17 protein-coding genes and 1 tRNA gene are annotated in these 17,926 nt (G+C 72.6%); 11 read left to right on the top strand and 7 right to left on the bottom strand.

The annotated features are described in order from the left end of the window. Positions 1-414: 414 nt before the first annotated feature. The 3 genes from SM793_RS30240 to SM793_RS30250 all read left to right on the top strand — a co-directional run bounded on the left by SM793_RS30240 (position 415) and on the right by SM793_RS30250 (position 2,065). Positions 415-496 (top strand) — tRNA-Leu (locus SM793_RS30240). A 138-nt stretch (positions 497-634) separates the two neighbouring features. Then, positions 635-1,546, top strand: a complete 912-nt coding sequence (locus SM793_RS30245) for a Bax inhibitor-1/YccA family membrane protein (protein ID WP_320441495.1) — start codon at positions 635-637, stop codon at positions 1,544-1,546. Positions 1,547-1,651: 105 nt separating this feature from the next. Continuing rightward, complete coding sequence (locus tag SM793_RS30250; RefSeq protein WP_320441496.1) at positions 1,652-2,065, top strand: hypothetical protein; 414 nt, start codon at positions 1,652-1,654, stop codon at positions 2,063-2,065. Positions 2,066-2,227: 162 nt separating this feature from the next. On the opposite strand, the gene SM793_RS30255 is transcribed toward SM793_RS30250, so the two are convergent. The 3 genes from SM793_RS30255 to SM793_RS30265 form a co-directional block, all read right to left on the bottom strand. Further along, complete coding sequence (locus SM793_RS30255) at positions 2,228-3,196, bottom strand: hypothetical protein (RefSeq protein WP_320441497.1); 969 nt, start codon at positions 3,194-3,196, stop codon at positions 2,228-2,230. A 315-nt stretch (positions 3,197-3,511) separates the two neighbouring features. Continuing rightward, positions 3,512-4,732: an acetyl-CoA C-acetyltransferase gene (locus tag SM793_RS30260; RefSeq protein ID WP_320441498.1), complete on the bottom strand. Its 1,221-nt coding sequence runs from the start codon at positions 4,730-4,732 to the stop codon at positions 3,512-3,514. Positions 4,733-4,794: 62 nt separating this feature from the next. After that, positions 4,795-5,952 carry an SGNH/GDSL hydrolase family protein gene (locus tag SM793_RS30265; protein WP_320441499.1) on the bottom strand — a complete coding sequence of 386 codons (1,158 nt, stop codon included), beginning with the start codon at positions 5,950-5,952 and terminating at the stop codon, positions 4,795-4,797. Positions 5,953-6,152: 200 nt separating this feature from the next. Between SM793_RS30265 and SM793_RS30270 the strand changes: the two genes are divergently transcribed. The 4 genes from SM793_RS30270 to SM793_RS30285 all read left to right on the top strand — a co-directional run bounded on the left by SM793_RS30270 (position 6,153) and on the right by SM793_RS30285 (position 10,613). Beyond that, entirely contained in the window at positions 6,153-7,556 is a 1,404-nt protein-coding gene (locus SM793_RS30270; RefSeq protein ID WP_320441500.1) for a cystathionine beta-synthase, read from the top strand. 474 nt (positions 7,557-8,030) lie between these two features. After that, positions 8,031-8,369, top strand: coding sequence for a hypothetical protein (locus SM793_RS30275; protein ID WP_320441501.1), 339 nt, complete (start codon positions 8,031-8,033; stop codon positions 8,367-8,369). A 182-nt stretch (positions 8,370-8,551) separates the two neighbouring features. Beyond that, on the top strand, positions 8,552-9,871 hold the full coding sequence (locus SM793_RS30280) for a L,D-transpeptidase (RefSeq protein WP_320441502.1): 1,320 nt from the start codon (positions 8,552-8,554) through the stop codon (positions 9,869-9,871). A 199-nt stretch (positions 9,872-10,070) separates the two neighbouring features. Further along, on the top strand, positions 10,071-10,613 hold the full coding sequence (locus SM793_RS30285) for a DUF1203 domain-containing protein (RefSeq protein WP_320441503.1): 543 nt from the start codon (positions 10,071-10,073) through the stop codon (positions 10,611-10,613). Between the two features lie 21 nt (positions 10,614-10,634). On the opposite strand, the gene SM793_RS30290 is transcribed toward SM793_RS30285, so the two are convergent. Together SM793_RS30290 and msrA are read right to left on the bottom strand one after the other, a co-directional pair. Next, a complete protein-coding gene (locus SM793_RS30290) occupies positions 10,635-10,886 on the bottom strand; it encodes a cupin domain-containing protein (RefSeq protein WP_413816067.1) in 252 nt (83 codons plus the stop codon). A 238-nt stretch (positions 10,887-11,124) separates the two neighbouring features. After that, positions 11,125-11,796 (bottom strand): peptide-methionine (S)-S-oxide reductase MsrA, encoded by a 672-nt coding sequence (gene msrA / locus SM793_RS30295; protein ID WP_320441504.1) that lies wholly within the window; start codon positions 11,794-11,796, stop codon positions 11,125-11,127. 141 nt (positions 11,797-11,937) lie between these two features. Between msrA and SM793_RS30300 the strand changes: the two genes are divergently transcribed. Beyond that, entirely contained in the window at positions 11,938-13,095 is a 1,158-nt protein-coding gene (locus SM793_RS30300) for a cystathionine gamma-synthase (RefSeq protein ID WP_320441505.1), read from the top strand. A 13-nt stretch (positions 13,096-13,108) separates the two neighbouring features. Here SM793_RS30300 and SM793_RS30305 read toward each other — a convergent pair whose 3' ends face one another. Then, positions 13,109-13,588, bottom strand: coding sequence for a MarR family winged helix-turn-helix transcriptional regulator (locus tag SM793_RS30305; RefSeq protein ID WP_320441506.1), 480 nt, complete (start codon positions 13,586-13,588; stop codon positions 13,109-13,111). Positions 13,589-13,722: 134 nt separating this feature from the next. On the opposite strand from SM793_RS30305, the gene ilvA reads away from it, so the two are divergent. The 3 genes from ilvA to SM793_RS30320 all read left to right on the top strand — a co-directional run bounded on the left by ilvA (position 13,723) and on the right by SM793_RS30320 (position 16,940). Next, positions 13,723-14,934, top strand: coding sequence for a threonine ammonia-lyase (gene ilvA / locus SM793_RS30310; protein ID WP_320441507.1), 1,212 nt, complete (start codon positions 13,723-13,725; stop codon positions 14,932-14,934). Positions 14,935-15,055: 121 nt separating this feature from the next. Next, the gene (locus SM793_RS30315) at positions 15,056-16,081 is read left to right on the top strand and encodes an ATP-binding cassette domain-containing protein (RefSeq protein WP_320441508.1); all 1,026 of its coding nucleotides are present in this window, start codon (positions 15,056-15,058) and stop codon (positions 16,079-16,081) included. Position 16,082: 1 nt separating this feature from the next. Further along, positions 16,083-16,940: an ABC transporter permease gene (locus SM793_RS30320; RefSeq protein ID WP_320441509.1), complete on the top strand. Its 858-nt coding sequence runs from the start codon at positions 16,083-16,085 to the stop codon at positions 16,938-16,940. Between the two features lie 131 nt (positions 16,941-17,071). Here SM793_RS30320 and greA read toward each other — a convergent pair whose 3' ends face one another. Beyond that, complete coding sequence (gene greA, locus SM793_RS30325) at positions 17,072-17,572, bottom strand: transcription elongation factor GreA (RefSeq protein ID WP_266271246.1); 501 nt, start codon at positions 17,570-17,572, stop codon at positions 17,072-17,074. Positions 17,573-17,926 lie beyond the last annotated feature (354 nt).

Raw genomic sequence — 17,926 nt, forward strand, 5'->3', positions numbered from 1 at the left:
TCGACGTGCTCACGGGGTGCTCCTCAGTTTCGGGCATGGCGGACCGGGCCGTACGGCTCCGGGGGCTGGCCGGCCGGAGCCCTTCCAGGGGCGTCCGGCCGTACCTCCATGCTCCTTCCGGTGATCATGGTTTCTCGTCGCTCCGCCGGACGGTTGGCCCGACCACCGCTGGGCGTACGCCCAGGTGACGCCCTCCTCCTGCGGTATGACACCGACCCTGATCGGAAGGCCGATGGCCGGATCGGGCGGGTCGAGTGGCCAAATCACGAACTGTTCGTCAGATGGCAAGGAAACATGACAACTTCCCCGCCTCGGAACATGCGAAAGGGGATGCCGGGCGACTAGGCTCAGGGGAGGCCCGCACGGGGGCGGAGCGCTGCTCTCGGTTCCGTCGGCAGGGCCGGGTCCGCAGAAGCCCAGATGGTGGAACGCAGACACGGGCAGCTTAAAACTGCTTGGCCGAGAGGCCGTGCCGGTTCGAGTCCGGCTCTGGGCACCGATTCGCGGGGGCGCCGACCGGCGTCCCCGCCGGACGTCAGCGGCCGAATCCTTCTCGCGGCGGATGCCGATCCCTTTGCCAAGCCATTACCCTTGTGCTGCGGGCGGTGCAGTGCCGCCACGGAGGGAATGAGCAATGAGAAGCAGCAACCCGGTCTTCTCGCGGGAGGGGTCCTTCACCCGCGAGTCCGGCTACGCGGGTTTCGGGACCACCCAGGCCCCGCCGGCCGGGAGCCCCTACGCGGGCAGCCCCACCGGCGACAATCCGTACGGCAACAACCCGTACGCCAACAACCCCTACGGCCAGCAGTCCCGGCCGGGGGCGCCGCTGACCGACCAACAGCTCGCCGAGATGTACGACGCGCCCTCCGCCGGTCCCGCGGCGACGGGCCGGATGACGCTGGACGACGTGGTCGCGCGCACCGCGATGACGCTGCTCACCCTGGTCGCGGCCGGCGGTCTCGCCTGGTTCGCGCTGCCGGAGCGGAACTTCGGCCTGGCCGGCGTCGCTTCGCTGATCGCGTTCGTGGTCGGCATGGTGGTCTCCTTCAAGCGGAGCGTCAGCCCGCCGCTGATCCTGCTCTACGCGGGCCTCCAGGGCTTCGCGCTCGGTGCGATCACCAAGATGTTCAACAGCATCTGGGAGGGCATCGCGATCCAGGCGGTGCTGGGCACCGCGGCGGTGTTCGCGGCGATGCTGATCGCGTACAAGACCGGGCGGATCCGGGTCACCGCGCGCTACACCCGGATCGGCATCGCGATCGCCATGGGCTTCGTGCTGCTGATGCTGGTCAACATGGTCGCCTCGCTGGTCTTCGGCGCCGACATGGGGCTGCGCAACGGCCCGCTGGGCATCGTGGTCGGCCTGGTCGGCATCGGCCTCGGCGCGTTCTTCCTCTCGCTGGACTTCGCGGCGGTCGAGGAGGCCATCGCGCAGGGCGCGCCGCAGAAGGAGTCCTGGCGGGCGGCCTTCGGGCTCACCCTGTCGCTGGTCTGGATCTACGTCGAGATGCTGCGGCTGATCGCGATCCTGCGCGGCGACGACTGATCCTCCGCCGTATCAGCACCGCTGTACCACCACTGCCCCCGGGCCCCGGAGCGACCGCTCCGGGGCCCGGCGGCTTTCCTTCCCGGTGGCCCGTATGCTCGCGGCATGTCCGAGACGTCCGATGAGAAGACCCTGGCCGAGGCCGTCGACGCCCTGGCCGACCGGTTCCGTGCGATGCCGCAGAGCCGGCTGCTCGGGGCCGTCGCCGGACACTCCTCCCGGGCCGCGGCCGGACTGGCGCTGGCCCGCTGGCTGGCGGTGACGGCCCGGGCCGCCGAGGCGGTCGGGGCGGACGGCGGGTCGGAGGCCGGGTCGGACGGCGTGCCCGCGCACGAGCTGCCGGACGCCGGGGCGTTCGCCGTCGGCGACCAGCTCGCCGTGGTCGGGCACGACCTGGCGGCGGCACTGGCCGCGCTCCCCGGGGACGCCGCGGTGGCCCTGCCGGACGGCCCGGTGGCGGCCGAGGCGGTGCGGGCCCTGGCCGTGCGACGGCTGGCGGAGGTGTCGGCGGCGCTCTGACGGGCGCCGGCGGCGTCGCCGGCCCCAAGCCCAGTCGCCGCCCCCCCGAGGGCCAAGGCGCCACCCCGAGGACCAAGAAGACGCGCCGAGGGCCGGCCGGATCGGTAACCCCTCGATCCGGCCGGCCCTCGGCGTTCGCGCGCCCGGGTCGGCGCGCTCGGGTCAGATGCTGGCCACCACCCGGTCGGCGAGCACGTACACGGCGTCCTCGTCGGTGGAGAAGGTCAGCGAGTAGGAGCCGGAGAACCGGGAACCGCCGAGCAGTCGGACGTTCTCACCGGCCCGGACGGCGTCGATCAGCCGGTACGCGGCCTCGCGGTCGCCCGGGGCCACGCAGAGCGTGGTGCCGTCGGCGAAGGCGTAGACGTCCAGCGTGCCGAGCGGTCCGGGGCGGACGTCGACCAGTGCGGTGCCCTCGTCGGCCAGCGTGGTCAGCCGGGTGTCGGTCCACTCCCGGGACGGCGTCTGGCTGGGCACGAAGTCGGGGTGCGAGGGGTGGCGGCGCGGGTCGGGCGCGGTGGCCGGGGCCTCCTCGACGGCGGCCTCGGCGTCCAGCAGCCCGGACTCCAGGCCGGTGGCCAGCAGGTCGGCCTCGCGGCGGGCCCGGGCGTCCCCGGTGCCCTCGCCGACCGGGTGGCCGCCCGCGGGGTGGCCGGCCGGGTGCGTCGGGCGCAGCGGGCTGCCGCCCTCGGGACCGGTCTCGCCGGGCCGGGTGCCGCCGTCGCCGATGAGGTCCTCCAGCGCCGAGCGCAGGGCCTCGCCGAACTCCGGGTCCATGGTGCCCGGGTGGTCGGCGTTGTCGGCGGCCTCGTTCGGCCCGGTGGGGCGGGGGAAGAAGAGCGGCCACTCCTCGGTGGTGCTGAACACACCGGCGAACGGGGAGTCGAACAGCGGCGCGTCCTCGGCCGCGCGGGCCTCCTGCTCGGCCCAGAACGCCCGGGCCTCGGTGATCTCCCGCTCGCGGTCGGCGGCCAGGGCCTCGGCGACGGCCCGGCGTATCGCGGCCTCGTCGGGGGCCGGGGCGACGGCGTCCCGTGCGTCCAACCGGCGGGAGATTCCCCGGAGGTGGACCAGCACGGTGGTCGACACGGCGATCAGGATCAGCAACAGGATGGTGTAGACGGCGCTCACGGAACGTACTCCTAGGGAGGAGTGGAACGGGGTTACCTCTCCACACTGCCCCATCCGATGCTGTTACCGCAGTGGCCAATGTCCAATTTGTCAGTGACTTTCGCTGTTGTCCCCAAATTGTTAGGTAGGACCGCTCTACGCAGCGGAGTTGATCCGCTCCGCACCGTCGATTTCCGGGCCGAAAACGAAAGAAAAGAGGGCCGGACCGACCTCGCGGTGTGATCCGGCCCTCAATTACGCTGTGTCACTCCAAATGGGTGGTCTGGACCCTTCGGGGTTGACAGCGCGAGACCTTTCGGGGTTGACGGCGCGAGGTCAGCTGAGGCGCTCCAGGACCATCGCCATGCCCTGGCCGCCGCCGACGCACATGGTCTCCAGACCGAACTGCTTGTCGTGCCACTGCAGCGAGTTGATCAGGGTGGTGGTGATGCGGGCGCCGGTCATGCCGAAGGGGTGGCCGACCGCGATCGCGCCGCCGTTGACGTTCAGCCGGTCCAGGTCGACGCCGAGGTCCCGGTAGGAGGGGATCACCTGGGCGGCGAAGGCCTCGTTGATCTCGACCAGGTCGATGTCGCCGATGGACAGGCCCGCCCGCTTCAGTGCCTGCTTCGAGGCTTCGACCGGGCCGTAGCCCATGATCTCGGGGGAGAGCGCGCTGACGCCGGTGGAGACCACCCGGGCGAGCGGGGTGATGCCCAGCTCGCGGGCCTTGGTGTCGGACATGACGACCAGCGCGGCGGCGCCGTCGTTCAGCGGGCAGCAGTTACCGGCGGTCACCGTGCCGTCCGGGCGGAACACCGGCTTGAGCCCGGAGACGCCCTCCAGCGTGACGCCCGCGCGCGGGCCGTCGTCCGTCGAGACCACGGTGCCGTCGGGGGTGGTGACCGGGGTGATCTCGCGCTGCCAGAAGCCGGCCTTGATCGCCGCCTCGGCGAGGTTCTGCGAGCGCACGCCGAACTCGTCCTGCTCGGCGCGGGTGATGCCCTTGAGCGCGGCGAGGTTCTCGGCGGTCTGGCCCATCGCGATGTAGGCGTCCGGCAGCAGCCCGTCCTCGCGCGGGTCGTGCCACGCGCCGCCGCCCTCCTCCGCCCGCTCGGCCGTGCGCGCCCGGGCGTCGTCGAACAGCGGGTTCATGGTGCCCGGCATGCCGTCCGAGCTGCCGTGGACCGACCGGGAGACGGTCTCCACGCCGGCCGAGACGAAGACGTCGCCCTCGCCGGCCTTGATCGCGTGCAGGGCCATCCGGGTGGTCTGCAGCGAGGAGGAGCAGTACCGGGTGATGGTGGTGCCGGGCAGGTAGTCCATGCCCATCTGCACCGCCACGATGCGGGCCAGGTTGTGGCCCTGCTCGCCGCCGGGCAGGCCGCAGCCGAGCATCAGGTCGTCGATCTCGCGCGGGTCGAGCTGCGGGACCTTGGCCAGTGCGGCCTGGATGACGTGCGCGGTCAGGTCGTCCGGGCGGACGTCCTTCAGGGAGCCCTTGAAGGCCCGGCCGATCGGCGAACGGGTGGCGCTGACGATGACGGCTTCGGGCATGGCGGGCTCCTCGCTGAGTGGCGGCGGACAGGCGTCCGGGAGGAAAGTTACCGTCTGGTAGCTCAGTCGTCACCCGCCCCGGTGTGTGAGCTGGCCGACGTGTTGCCGGGCACCGGACCGGCCTTGCCGGAGAGCCCCCCGGGCAGGCCCTCGGAGAGCGCCCCGGGCAGGCCCTCGGGCACCCCGTCGGAAGGCCCGCCGACCGGCTCCCCGGCGGCCCAGGAACCCGGCAGGCCGACCCGCAGCCGGTGGCGCAGCAGCGCCCAGCGCCCGGCCGCGCCGTCCTCGCCGCCGACCGCCGCCACCTCGCTGCCGGCCCGGTCGGCCGCGGCGGCCGCGGCCACCGCCACCGGCAGTACCGCCTCGCCGCGGACCGGCCCGTCGGCGTCCCGCTCCTGCGGCCAGAGGCCCAGCGCGGCGCAGACCGAGGGCAGGACGGCCATCGCGGCCGTCGCGTAGCCCTGGGCCGAGGGGTGGTAGCGGTCGGCGGCGAACATCTCCGGCCGGGCGGCGAACTCCGGGCCGAGCAGTGAGCCGAGCGAGACCGTCCGACCGCCCGCCTCCACCACCGCGATGGTCTGCGCGGCGGCCAGCTGGCGGCTGACCCGGCGGGCCACCCAGCGCAGCGGCGGCCGGACCGGCTTGATGGTCCCGAGGTCGGGGCAGGTGCCGACCACCACCTCGCAGCCGGCGGCGCGCAGCGCCGCGACCGTGTCGCCGAGCTGGCGCACCGCGAGCTGGGCCGGGCTGTGCCGGGTCACGTCATTGGCGCCGATCATGATCACGGCGATGTCCGGGCGGCACGACAGGGCCTGCTCCAGCTGGCCGGGCAGATCGGCGGAGCGGCCGCCCGAGAACGCCACGTTCACCAGCCGGACCGGGCGCTCGGCGACCGAGGCGAGGCCCGCGGCGAGCAGCGCCCCCGGGGTGTCCCGGGCCCGCAGCACCCCCAGGCCGGCCGCGGTGGAGTCGCCCAGGAAGGCCAGCACCAGCGGCGGCTGCGGCGCGGCGGCGCTGTCGGCGAAGGCCTCGCCGTAGACGCCGTCGGCCCTCGGCGGGTCGCCGTCCAGAATGCCGATGGCCTGGACGGCCAGCTTGCTCTCGGTCAGCAGCAGGCCGACCAGGCCCACCCCCAGTACCCCGAGCCCCCCGCCGCCGTACGCCGCCGCGGTGGCGATCCGCCGGGCCACCCGGGCCCGCGACTGCTGTGTTCCTGGCACCCCGTGCCCCCTTCGCGTCCTCGTGCCACCCCGACGGGTGCCGTTCCCGATGCGTGTACACCCCTAGTACCCGCCTCGGGCGCGGCCTACGACGGGGCGTGGGCCGTTCGTGGTGCGGCACGGGCTCTCCGGGGCGGCCGGTACGCCCTAGGCTTGCGGTACCGACAGCACTCGTATGCCCACACATCGGGAGGACCCCCGTGCGGTACCACAATTCGATCATCGACCTGGTCGGCAACACGCCGCTGGTCAAGCTGAACAAGGTCGCCGAGGGGATCAGCGCCACCGTGCTCGCCAAGGTCGAGTACTTCAACCCCGGCGGCTCGGTGAAGGACCGCATCGCCGTGCGGATGATCGAGGCGGCCGAGGCGTCGGGCGCCCTGAAGCCCGGCGGCACCATCGTCGAGCCGACCTCCGGCAACACCGGTGTCGGTCTGGCGATCGTGGCCCAGCAGAAGGGCTACAAGTGCATCTTCGTCTGTCCGGACAAGGTGTCCACCGACAAGATCAACACCCTGCGCGCGTACGGCGCCGAGGTGGTCGTCTGTCCGACCGCTGTCGCCCCCGAGCACCCGGACTCGTACTACAACGTGTCCGACCGCCTGGTCCGGGAGACCCCGAACGCCTGGAAGCCGGACCAGTACTCCAACCCGGACAACCCGGCCTCGCACTTCCACTCCACCGGTCCGGAGCTGTGGGAGCAGACCGGCGGCCGGATCACCCACTTCGTGGCGGGCGTCGGCACCGGCGGCACCATCTCCGGCACCGGCAACTACCTGAAGGAGGTCTCCGGCGGCAAGGTCAAGGTGATCGGCGCCGACCCGGAGGGCTCGGTCTACTCGGGCGGCACCGGCCGGCCGTACCTGGTCGAGGGCGTCGGTGAGGACTTCTGGCCGACCGCCTACGACCGCGACGTCGCGGACGGCATCGTCGCCGTCTCCGACAAGGACTCCTTCCAGATGACCCGCCGCCTGGCCAAGGAGGAGGGCCTGCTGGTCGGCGGCTCCTGCGGCATGGCGGTCGTCGCCGCACTGGAGGTGGCACGCGGGCTCGGCCCGGACGACGTCGTCGTGGTGCTGCTGCCGGACGGCGGCCGGGGCTACCTGTCGAAGATCTTCAACGACGACTGGATGGCCGACTACGGCTTCCTGCCGTCCGCCACCGACGAGGCGCACATCGGCGAAGTGCTGGCCCGCAAGGACGCCATCGAGCACGAGGGCATCCCGCAGTTCGTCCACATGCACCCCAACGAGACCGTCGCCGAGGCGGTCCGGGTGCTGCGCGAGTACGGCGTCTCGCAGATGCCGGTGGTCTCGCCGGGCGCCGGCCACCCGGACATCATGGCCGGCGAGGTGATCGGCTCGGTGGCGGAGAAGCTGCTGCTGGAGGGCGTCTTCGCGGGCGACATCCAGCTGACGGACACGCTGGACCGGGTGATGTCCAAGCCGCTGCCGGTGGTCGGCTCGGGCGAGACCGTCACCAACCTGATGTCGGTGCTGGAGAAGGCCGACGCCGCGGTGGTGCTGGTGGAGGGCAAGCCGCAGGGCATCGTCACCCGCCAGGACCTGCTCGGCTTCCTCGCCGGCAGCCGCGCCGGCCACTGAGGCCCGCCGTGCGCCGACCCGCGGTCAGCCGCCGCCCCCGACCCGGTGGCTGAGGAACCGTACGGTACGGGTTCCGTTTCCGGGCGAACCGGTACACCGGCGTCATCTCCGTGCAGCACGGGCTTAACACGACTGCGGCATGGTTGTGCACACGGCAAGACGCCGAACGGGACGACAACGACCGGCCGGGAGCGGCTCCCCGGCGGCACGTCCGTCCCGGGCACGACGGTCGGTCCTGACCCGACCGGTGGTGTCCCTGTCCGCGGAGGCGCCGTCGTCCCGCCCCTGCCCGGCTCCGGCCGGCTGCCAGGGTGAGGCGGCTCCCGGACACCCGCGCCGCTCGGCGCGTCCGCACGGCTCCCGGGTGGGGGAGCAGGGCGGAAGCGGTGGGGCCGGTCCCTCCTCGAAGGGGGGACCGGCCCCGCTGCTTTTCTCCGGCGCCTCCCGGTGAACGGGATCCCGTAGTCTCGGCGCATGACCAGCACTGACACGACCGGCCAGGACAGCCCGCGCTACGTCCGGCTCAGCATCGAGCTCATCGCCGAGATCACCGACGAGGGCGCCCTCAAGGCGGCGGCGCTCGAGCAGGTGACCGCGGACGAGTACCTCGACGACGAGGAGCGCGCGCAGTCCGTCGAGGCCATCGAGGTGGACCCGGCGGGCTCGCTCGCCCACTTCATCGACCCGGTGGCGCTGCTCGGGGACGTCCCGGGCGTCGAGCTCGCCTCGGCGACCTGGGAGTCCGCGAACACCGACTTCGACCCCGAGGACGGGGAGTGGGACGAGTACGCGGTGGAGGAGTCGGCCGAGTAGGGCTCGCCCGCCACTTCCGACGAAAGCCCGGCCTGCTGTCCGCAGGTCGGGCTTTTTGTCCATATTTGGCACTTGGTTTCGTCTTCTCATACGATCGCAAGCCGTTGGTGTTGGAACCGTGAACGTACGGATTGCGTTTTTGTATCCGTAATGCCCGGATGAAGCAGTAGGGAGTGGGCGACGTGACGGCACGGGACGGTCAGGGCCGGTCGGCCGCGAGCAACTGGAGCCGGCGCGGCGTACTCGCCGGCCTGGTCGGCGCCCCGGTGCTGCTGCTGGCGGCCTGCAACGACACCAAGGGCGCGGACAGCGGCGCGGGCACCGGAACGCCGGGCACCGCGGGTTCCGGCGGCACCGGCAGCACCGGTTCCGGAGGCGGTTCCGGAGGCGGAGAGCCGACGGCCGTCGCCACCAGCACCCCGAAGACCTCCGTCGCGGTGATCACCGTCACCCCGGCCGACGGCACCACCGCGGCCGGCTTCAGCGACCCGGTCCGGGTCGCCGTCGCCGGCGGCACCCTCACCTCGGTCAAGGTCACCGACTCCACCGGCAAGGCGCTGGCCGGCGGGCTGTCCGACGACGGCACCGTTTGGACCTCCGCCGCCTCCCCGGCCAGCGGCACCAAGTACACGGTGACCGCCGCCGCCGTCGACAAGGACAAGCTGGAGGCCGATGCCAACGCGGTCTTCACCACCGCGACGCCGGCCAACACCTTCGTGGGCTACTTCACCCCCGAGGACGGCTCGGTGGTCGGCGTCGGCATGCCGGTCTCGATCAACTTCAGCAAGCCGGTCACCGACCGCAAGACCGTCCAGCAGGCCATCACCGTGGTGGCCGAGCCGGGCGTCGAGATCGTCGGGCACTGGTTCTCCAGCACCCGCCTCGACTTCCGCCCGCAGGACTACTGGGCCAAGGGCACCAAGGTGACCGTCAAGCTCCGGCTCAAGGACGTCCAGGGCGCCAAGGGCGTCTACGGCACCCAGTCCAAGGACGTCCGCTTCACCGTCGGCCGGGCCCAGACCAGCGTCGCCGACCTCGCCGCCAAGAAGCTCACCGTCACCACCGACGGCCAGGTCAGCGCCGTCTACGCGATCTCCGGCGGCTCGCCCGAGTTCCGCACCTGGGGCGGGAAGATGGTGATCACCGAGCAGTACCAGCAGACCCGGATGAACTCGCAGACCGTCGGCCTCGGCAGCGAGTACGACATCCCGGACGTGCCGCACGCCCAGCGCCTCAGCACCTCCGGCACCTTCATCCACGGCAACTACTGGTCCCCCGCCTCGACCTTCGGCAGCCAGAACACCAGCCACGGCTGCGTCGGCCTGCGCGACGTCAAGGGCGGCCAGGACGCCAACGCGGACGGCTACAAGTTCTTCAAGAGCTCGATGGTCGGCGACGTGGTCGAGGTCACCAACTCCGGCGACAAGACCGTCGTCCCGTCCAACGGCCTCAACGGCTGGAACATGGCCTGGGCCGACTGGAAGGCCGGCAGCGCGGTCTGACGCCCCGGGCGCCGCGGCAGTGCCACCCGCGCGGATCCCGACACCGATCTCGACGCGGCTCGCGGACCCGGCTAGCGGACCCGATCGGACTGATCGGGCTGGTCGACCTGCGGCCGGCCGGCGGAGCCTGCGGATCGCCGCCGAACGCGAGGGCCGAAATCCGCCGGACTCCCGGGGGCGGCGGCGGGAGGGTGGGCGTATGACGACCACCACTCCTCCCGTCCCGACCGCCCGAACCTCCCCGACCGTCCCGACTTCCCCGCCCGTCCTGACCGTCCGGGCGATCGACCCGGCCGTGCACCGCGCCCTGCTGGTGCGCGACGACGCAGGTCGCCCGCCGGTCCGCTCGGTCGACGACACCGGCGGCGCCCCGCTGCGCTGCTGCCTGGCCCGGGCCGCGGCCGGGGAGCGGATCGCCCTGCTGAGCTACGCGCCGCTGCGGCGCTGGGCCGCGGAGACCGGGGCCGAGCCCGGCCCGTACGAGGAACTCGGCCCGGTGTTCGTGCACGACGGCCCGTGCGAGGGCCCGGCGACCGGGGAGGGCTGGCCGGAGGGCTTCCACGGCGGGCAGCGGGTGCTGCGCGCCTACGACCGGCGCGGGCACATCCTCGGCGGCGTCGTGGTGCTGCCGGAGACCGCCGAGGCGGGCGCGGCGGAACTGCTCGCCGACCCGGAGACGGCCGTGGTGCACGTCCGGGCGGTGGAGTTCGGGTGCTTCATGCACGAGGTCCGTCGGGGCTGACCGGCCCGGCCGGCCCAGTGCTCACGAGCGCTTGGCGTAGTCCCCGTAACCCTGCCAGTCCAGGACGACCGCCGGCTCGTCGCCGACCACCCAGGCGTCGTGACCGGGTGGGCAGACCATGAAGTCGCCGGGGCCGAACTCGCTCTCCTCGCCGTCGTCCATGACGATCTTCAGCCGTCCCGAGATCATGTAGCCGACGTGCGCGGCCTGGCAGCTGTCCGTCTTCGCGATCGGCTTGACGTGCCGGGACCACTGCCAGCCGGGCCGGAACACCGCCCGCCCGACGCCCCCGGCGTCCAGGTGGACACCAGGCGCAGCTCGCCGGTGTCCGCCTCGAACGGGCGGACCTCCTCGGCATCGGTGTCGAAGTTCCTGCGGATGAGACCGGCCATGGGGTGCTCCTCGGCTCTCCTCGGGACAGGAGCGGCCGCGCCACCGGGGCGGGTGGTGCGGCCGCCGTCCTGGTCCCTCCAGTCTGCGCCCGCCGGGCCCGGGGCGGAAGCCGGGCGGCTCAGCCCTGGGTGCCCGTCCTGGCCACCCCGATCGGGCAGCTGGCGCCGGTGCCGCCCAGACCGCAGTAGCCGTTCGGGTTCTTGGCGTCCGACAGGTACTGCTGGTGGTACGGCTCGGCCGGGAAGAACGGGCCGGCCGGGGCGATCTCGGTGGTGATCGGGCCGAGGCCGAGCGCCGTCAGCGCCGGCTGGAAGGCGTCCCGGGTCGCGGTCGCGGTGGCCGCCTGGGCGGGGGAGTGGGTGTAGACCGCGGAGCGGTACTGGGTGCCCACGTCGTTGCCCTGCCGGTTGCCCTGGGTCGGGTCGTGCGCCTCCCAGAAGGTCTTCAGCAGCCGCTCGTAGGAGACCACCGCCGGGTCGAAGACCACCCGGACCGCCTCGGTGTGCCCGGTCAGGCCGCTGCACACCTCCTCGTACGTCGGGTTCGGGGTGTGGCCGCCCTGGTAGCCGACCAGCGTCGTCCAGACGCCGGGCAGCCGCCAGAACGTCCGCTCGGCGCCCCAGAAACAGCCGAGGCCCAGGTCCGCGACCTCGAACCCGTCGGGGTACGGGCCGGTCAGCGGGTGGCCGAGGACGGTGTGCGGCTCGCGCAGCGTGAAGTCGGGGGCCGCCCGGCCGGGCAGCGCCTGGTCGGCGGGGACGAGCGAGGACTTGTGGCGGTTGAACAGCACGGCCTGCTCCAACGGTTCGAGAAGGGTTGCGGAGGTTCCAACGCCGTCGCCCGCCCGGGGATTCCGGCCGGTCCCGGCGGCCGGGCGCCTTCCGGGCGCTTTCCGGGCGGCGGCCGGGCGTTCGCCGACTACGCTCGGAGCATGACCGAGCACCAGCTTCCCCAGGGCTTCGAGACCCTCGCCATCCACGCGGGTCAGGAAGCAGACCCCCAGACCGGGGCCGTCGTCACGCCGATCTACCAGGTGTCCACCTACAAGCAGGACGGGGTGGGCGGCCTGCGGGGCGGCTACGAGTACAGCCGCAGCGCCAACCCGACCCGCACCGCGCTGGAGGAGTGCCTCGCCGCGCTGGAGGGCGGCTCCCGGGGCCTTGCCTTCGCCTCCGGCCTCGCGGCCGAGGACACGCTCCTGCGCGCCGTCCTCAAGCCGGGCGACCACATCGTGATCCCCAACGACGCCTACGGCGGCACCTTCCGGCTCTTCGCCAAGGTGCTGACCCGCTGGGGCGTCGAGTTCTCCGTCGCCAACACCCAGGACCTGTCCACGGTCCGCGAGGCACTGCGGCCCAACACCCGCGCGGTCTGGGTGGAGACCCCGTCCAACCCGCTGCTGGGCATCACCGACCTGGCCGCGCTGGCCGAGATCGCGCACGGCGCCGGCGCGCTGCTGGTCGTCGACAACACCTTCGCCAGCCCGTACCTGCAGCAGCCGATCGCGCTGGGCGCCGACGTGGTCGTGCACTCGACCACCAAGTACATGGGCGGCCACTCCGACGTCGTCGGCGGCGCCCTGGTGATCGCCGAGGCCGGCCTGGCCGAGGAGGTCGCCTACCACCAGAACGCGATGGGCGCGGTCTCCGGCCCGTTCGACGCCTGGCTGGTGCTGCGCGGCATCAAGACCCTGGGCGTCCGGATGGACCGGCACAGCTCGAACGCCGAGAAGGTCGCCGAGCTGCTGGCCGGCCACCCCAAGGTCAGCCAGGTGCTGTACCCGGGCCTGCCCGAGCACCCCGGCCACGACATCGCCGCCAAGCAGATGAAGGCCTTCGGCGGCATGGTGTCGTTCCGGGTGAACGGCGGCGAGGAGGCGGCGGTCGAGGTCTGCAACCGGGCGGAGCTGTTCACCCTCGGCGAGTCGCTGGGCGGCGTGGAGTCGCTGATCGAGCACCCGGGCCGGATGACCCACGCCTCGGTGGCCGGTTCGGCGCTGGAGGTGCCGGCCGACCTGGTGCGGGTCTCCGTCGGCATCGAGTCGATCGACGACCTGCTGGCCGACCTCCAGCAGGCGCTGGGCAAGTAGCGCCCGTCACGCGCTAGGCGCCCTGCCGGCCCGCCGAGTACGACTCCATCGAGTGGTTGAAGCGGGCCAGCAGGGCGCAGAACACCCGCTGCTCCTCGGGTGGCCAGTCGGCGACCAGCTGACGTGTCAACTCCGTCCGCCCCGCCCGGACTTCGGCCAGCCGGTCGGAGCCGAGCGGGGTCAGGGCGAGCCGGACGGCGCGCCGGTCGGCCGGGTCCTGCACCCGGCCGACCAGGCCGGCCGCGACCAGCGGGGCGACCTGCCGGGTGACGGTGGAGGAGTCGACCCCCAGCGCGTCGGCCAGGGCCTTGACGTTGGCGGGCCCGAGGCGCTCCAGCCGCTCCAGCAGCAGGTAGGCGGCCCGGACCAGGGCGGCCACTCCGTCGGATCCGCGGACCTGTTCCATTCTGCGGGCGAACACCGCCAGCTGGTACTGCAGTTGCGTGTGGACGGGGTCGGTGAGGTCGGAGGCCAGGGGCGAGGTCGTCGTCATCGCGGCTCACGATCATCATGCGGTGAGAGAGGCTCAGCAGCAGCAGCGTACGCGGGCCGGGCGGGCCCGGGAACAGGGCCGACGTCCCCGGACGGCGCGTCGCCGGGCCGGGGGCCCGGCCCTAGGCTGCTGTCATGCACAGCTGGCCGATCACCCTCGACGATGTCCGCGGCGCCCAGAAGATGCTCGCCGGCGTGGCCCGGACGACGCCGATGGAGGGCAGCCGCCACCTTTCCGCGCTGGTCGGCGCTCCGGTCCACCTGAAGTGCGAGAACCTCCAGCGCACCGGCTCGTTCAAACTGCGCGGGGCGTACGTCCGGATCGCGGGCCTCTCGCCGGTGCAGCGGGCGGGCGGGGTCGTCGCGGCCAGTGCCGGCAACCACGCCCAGGGGGTGGCGCTGGCGGCCTCGCTGCTCGGGGTGCGCTCCACCGTCTTCATGCCGCTGGCCGCGCCGCTGCCGAAGGTCGCGGCGACCCGGGAGTACGGCGCCGAGGTCCGGCTGCACGGGACGACCGTGGACGAGGCGCTGCGGGCGGCGCAGCAGTACGCGGAGGCGAGCGGGTCGGTGTTCATCCACCCGTTCGACCACCGGGACATCGTGATCGGGCAGGCCACGGTCGGGCTGGAGATCCTGGAGCAGTGCCCTGAGGTGCGGACCGTGCTGGTCGGGGTGGGCGGCGGCGGTCTGCTGGCCGGGATCGCGGCGGCGGTCAAGCCGCTGCGGCCGGACGTCCGGGTGGTGGGGGTGCAGGCGGCGACCGCCGCCGCGTACCCGCCCTCGCTGGCGGCGGGGCGTCCGGTCTCGCTGGAGCGGTTCGCCACCATGGCCGACGGGATCATGGTGGGCCGGCCGGGGGACGTGCCGTTCGAGATCGTCAACACCCTGGCGGACGGGGTCCGCACCGTGTCCGAGGACTCGCTGTCCCGGGCCCTGCTGCTCGGGCTGGAGCGGTTGAAACTGGTGGTGGAGCCGGCCGGGGCGGCGCCGATCGCGGCCCTGCTGGAGCAGCCGGACTCCTTCGAGGGGCCGGTGGTGGCGGTGCTCTCCGGCGGCAACATCGATCCGCAGCTGATGCAGCGGGTGCTGCGGCACGGTCTGGCGGCCGCCGGCCGGTACCTCTCGCTGCGGGTGCGGCTGGCGGACCGGCCGGGGGCGCTGGCGGGGCTGCTCGGGGTGCTGACCCGGGTCGACGCCAATGTGCTGGACTTGGCGCACGTGCGGGTCGATCCCCGGCTGGGGCTCACCGAGGTGGAGGTGGACCTGCACCTGGAGACCAAGGGACCGGAGCACTGCGCGGCGGTGCTCGGCGAGCTGCGGGACGCGGGGTACGTGGTCTCCGCGTAGGGGTCCGGGGGCTCCGGAGTCGCTGGGCCACCGGGATTGGGGGCAAAGTGGGACAGACCGAATATTGTCCCGCGCAGTCGTCCCCGCCCTTCCGCCCTCCCCGAGGAGATGAGGCAGGCCCATGGCGCCAGCCATCCAAGCCGAGAACCTGGTGAAGACCTTCGGCGACGTACGAGCCCTGGACGGCGTCAGCCTCGACGTCCCCGAGGGCACGGTGCTCGGGCTGCTCGGCCCGAACGGCGCCGGCAAGACCACCACCGTGCGCGTCCTCACCACCCTGCTCCAGCCCGACTCCGGCCGTGCCACGGTGGCCGGTGTCGACGTCCTCAAGCACCCGAACCGGGTCCGCAGCCTGATCGGCCTCTCCGGCCAGTACGCCGCGGTCGACGAGTACCTCACCGGCTTCGAGAACCTCCAGATGGTCGGCGAGCTCTACCAGATGCCGGTCCGCGCGGCGAAGGCCAGGGCGCTCGAACTGCTGGAGTGGTTCAACCTCACCGAGGCCAAGGACCGCATCGCCAAGACCTACTCCGGCGGTATGCGCCGGCGCCTCGACCTGGCCGCCGCCCTGGTGGTCCGGCCGCCGGTGATGTTCCTGGACGAGCCCACGACCGGCCTCGACCCCCGCAACCGGCTCGCCCTGTGGGAGGTCATCGAGACCCTCGTCGAGCAGGGCACCACGCTGCTGCTCACCACCCAGTACCTGGAGGAGGCCGACCGCCTCGCCCACGACATCGCCGTGGTCGACCACGGCCGGGTGATCGCCCGGGGCACCGCCGACCAGCTCAAGGCGCAGATCGGCGGCGAGCGGATCGAGGTCGTGGTGCACCGGGCCGACCTGGTCGGCGAGGCGGTGGCCGCGCTGTCCGGCTACGCGCTGGGCGAGCCGGCGCTGGAGAAGAACACCCGCCGGATCACGGTCCCGGTCAGCGGCGGCGCCAGGGTGCTCGCGGACGTGATCCGCGAGCTGGACGCCCGTTCGATCGAGATCGACGACATCGGCCTGCGCCGGCCGACCCTGGACGACGTCTTCCTCTCGCTCACCGGTCACCACACCGAGGCCGACCAGGAGGAGTCCGGCGGCAGGGGCCGCGCCGACGGCTCCGATCCGGACGAGCGGGCCGTCCCGGCCGGGAAGGAGCGGTGAGATGACCAGTGCCACCGAGCACGCCATCGGCGGTGCGGTGCCCAAGCAGCGCCGGGGTGCGGCCGCCGTGCTGCACGACTCGTGGGTGGTCGCCAAGCGGAACCTGCGCCGGATGACCCGGATACCCGAGATCGTGGTGTTCGGGCTCATGCAGCCGGTGATGTTCGTACTGCTGTTCTCGTTCGTCATGGGCGGCGCGATCCGGATCCCCGGGACGGAGTCCAGCTCCTCGACGTACATCCAGTTCCTGATGGCCGGCATCTTCGCCCAGACCGTCACCTTCGCGGTGGCCGGCGCCTCGGCCGGCATCGCCGAGGACATGTCCAAGGGGCTGGTGGACCGGTTCCGCTCCCTGCCGATGACCCGCTCGTCGGTGCTGGTCGGCCGCACCCTGGCGGACCTCTGCCAGACCGCCTTCACCCTGGTGGTGCTCGCGGTGGTCGCGGTGCTGGTCGGCTGGCGGATCCACCACGGGTTCTGGTCCGCGCTGGGCGCGTTCGGGCTGCTGCTCCTGCTCGGCTACGCGTTCTCCTGGATCGGCGCGCTGATCGGCCTCTCGGTGCGCAGTCCGGAGGCGGCCACCTCGGCCGGGCTGATCTGGCTGTTCCCGCTGACCTTCATCTCCAACGCCTTCGTGCCGGTCAGCTCGATGCCGGGCTGGCTGCAGGGGATCGCCTACTGGAACCCGTTCAGCGCCACCGTGCAGGCCTGCCGCAACCTCTTCGGCAACCAGGTCGGGCCGGTGGACGACGTCTGGCCGATGCAGCACGCGGAGCTGATGTCGGTGCTCTGGTCGGTGGTGATCATCGCGGTGTTCTCCTGGCTGTCGGTGCGCAAGTACCGCTCGGCCGCGGGCTGAGCCGGGCGGGCGCAGGCGAAAGGGCGGCCGTGGCAGGTGCCACGGCCGCCCTTTCGCGCGTCCGTCCGTCCGGCCTTCCGCCCGTCCGGCCTTCCGCCCGTCCGCGCTTCTGCCGGAGCGGCGGGGGAGGATCAGCCGGCGTAGGGCTTGACCTCGATGATCTTGACCATGGCCCGCTTGCCGTTCGGCAGCTCGTACGTCGCCTCGTCGCCGATGGTCTTGGCGTCGATGGCGCGGCCCAGCGGGGACTGCGGAGAGTAGATCTCCAGGTCGTCGTCGCCGGCCACCTCGCGCGAACCCAGCAGGAACTTCATGGTGTCGTCCACGTCGCCGTCGAAGGCGACCGTGACCACCATGCCCGGAGCGACCACGCCCGAGTCGGCCGGGGCCTCGCCGACCTTGGCACGCTCCAGGAGCTGGGTGAGCTGGCGGATCCGCAGCTCGTACTTGCCCTGCTCCTCCTTGGCCGCGTGGTAGCCGGCGTTCTCCTTGAGGTCACCCTCCTCGCGCGCGGCCTCGATCTTCTGCGCGATCTCGATCCGCCAGGGGCCGGTCAGGTGATCCAGCTCGGCCTTGAGCTGGTCGTAGCCGGACTGAGTGAGCCAGGTCACGTTCTCGCTGGTCTGGGTCACGGGTGCTCCTCGTAGGTGCTGGGGCTGTGCTGAGGGTGTGAGTCGTCAGCGCGTAGGTGGATGCTGATAACGGTCTTAACTACAAAGCAACGCCCGCTCCCGTACCAGCTGGTGCGGAAGGGGCGAAACCATGAGCCTAACAACTCCTGCCGACAATCGGGAGGGTCGTTGGCGCGTCATTGACGGCGGCGTTGCGCCGAGGTGTACGGGACGGGCCGAGGAGTTCGGGACGGTGTCCGGGATCGGTGGGCGGGACTCCCTACGGATGCCCGCCCGCCCGGGCGAATATGCGCCCGCCACCGGGCCGGCCGCCACCGGATTCCCGGGCGGGTCGGCCTTCCCGTGCCCTTCGGG

Origin of the sequence: Kitasatospora purpeofusca (genome assembly GCF_034043715.1) — a bacterium.
Lineage (GTDB): Bacteria > Actinomycetota > Actinomycetes > Streptomycetales > Streptomycetaceae > Kitasatospora > Kitasatospora purpeofusca_A.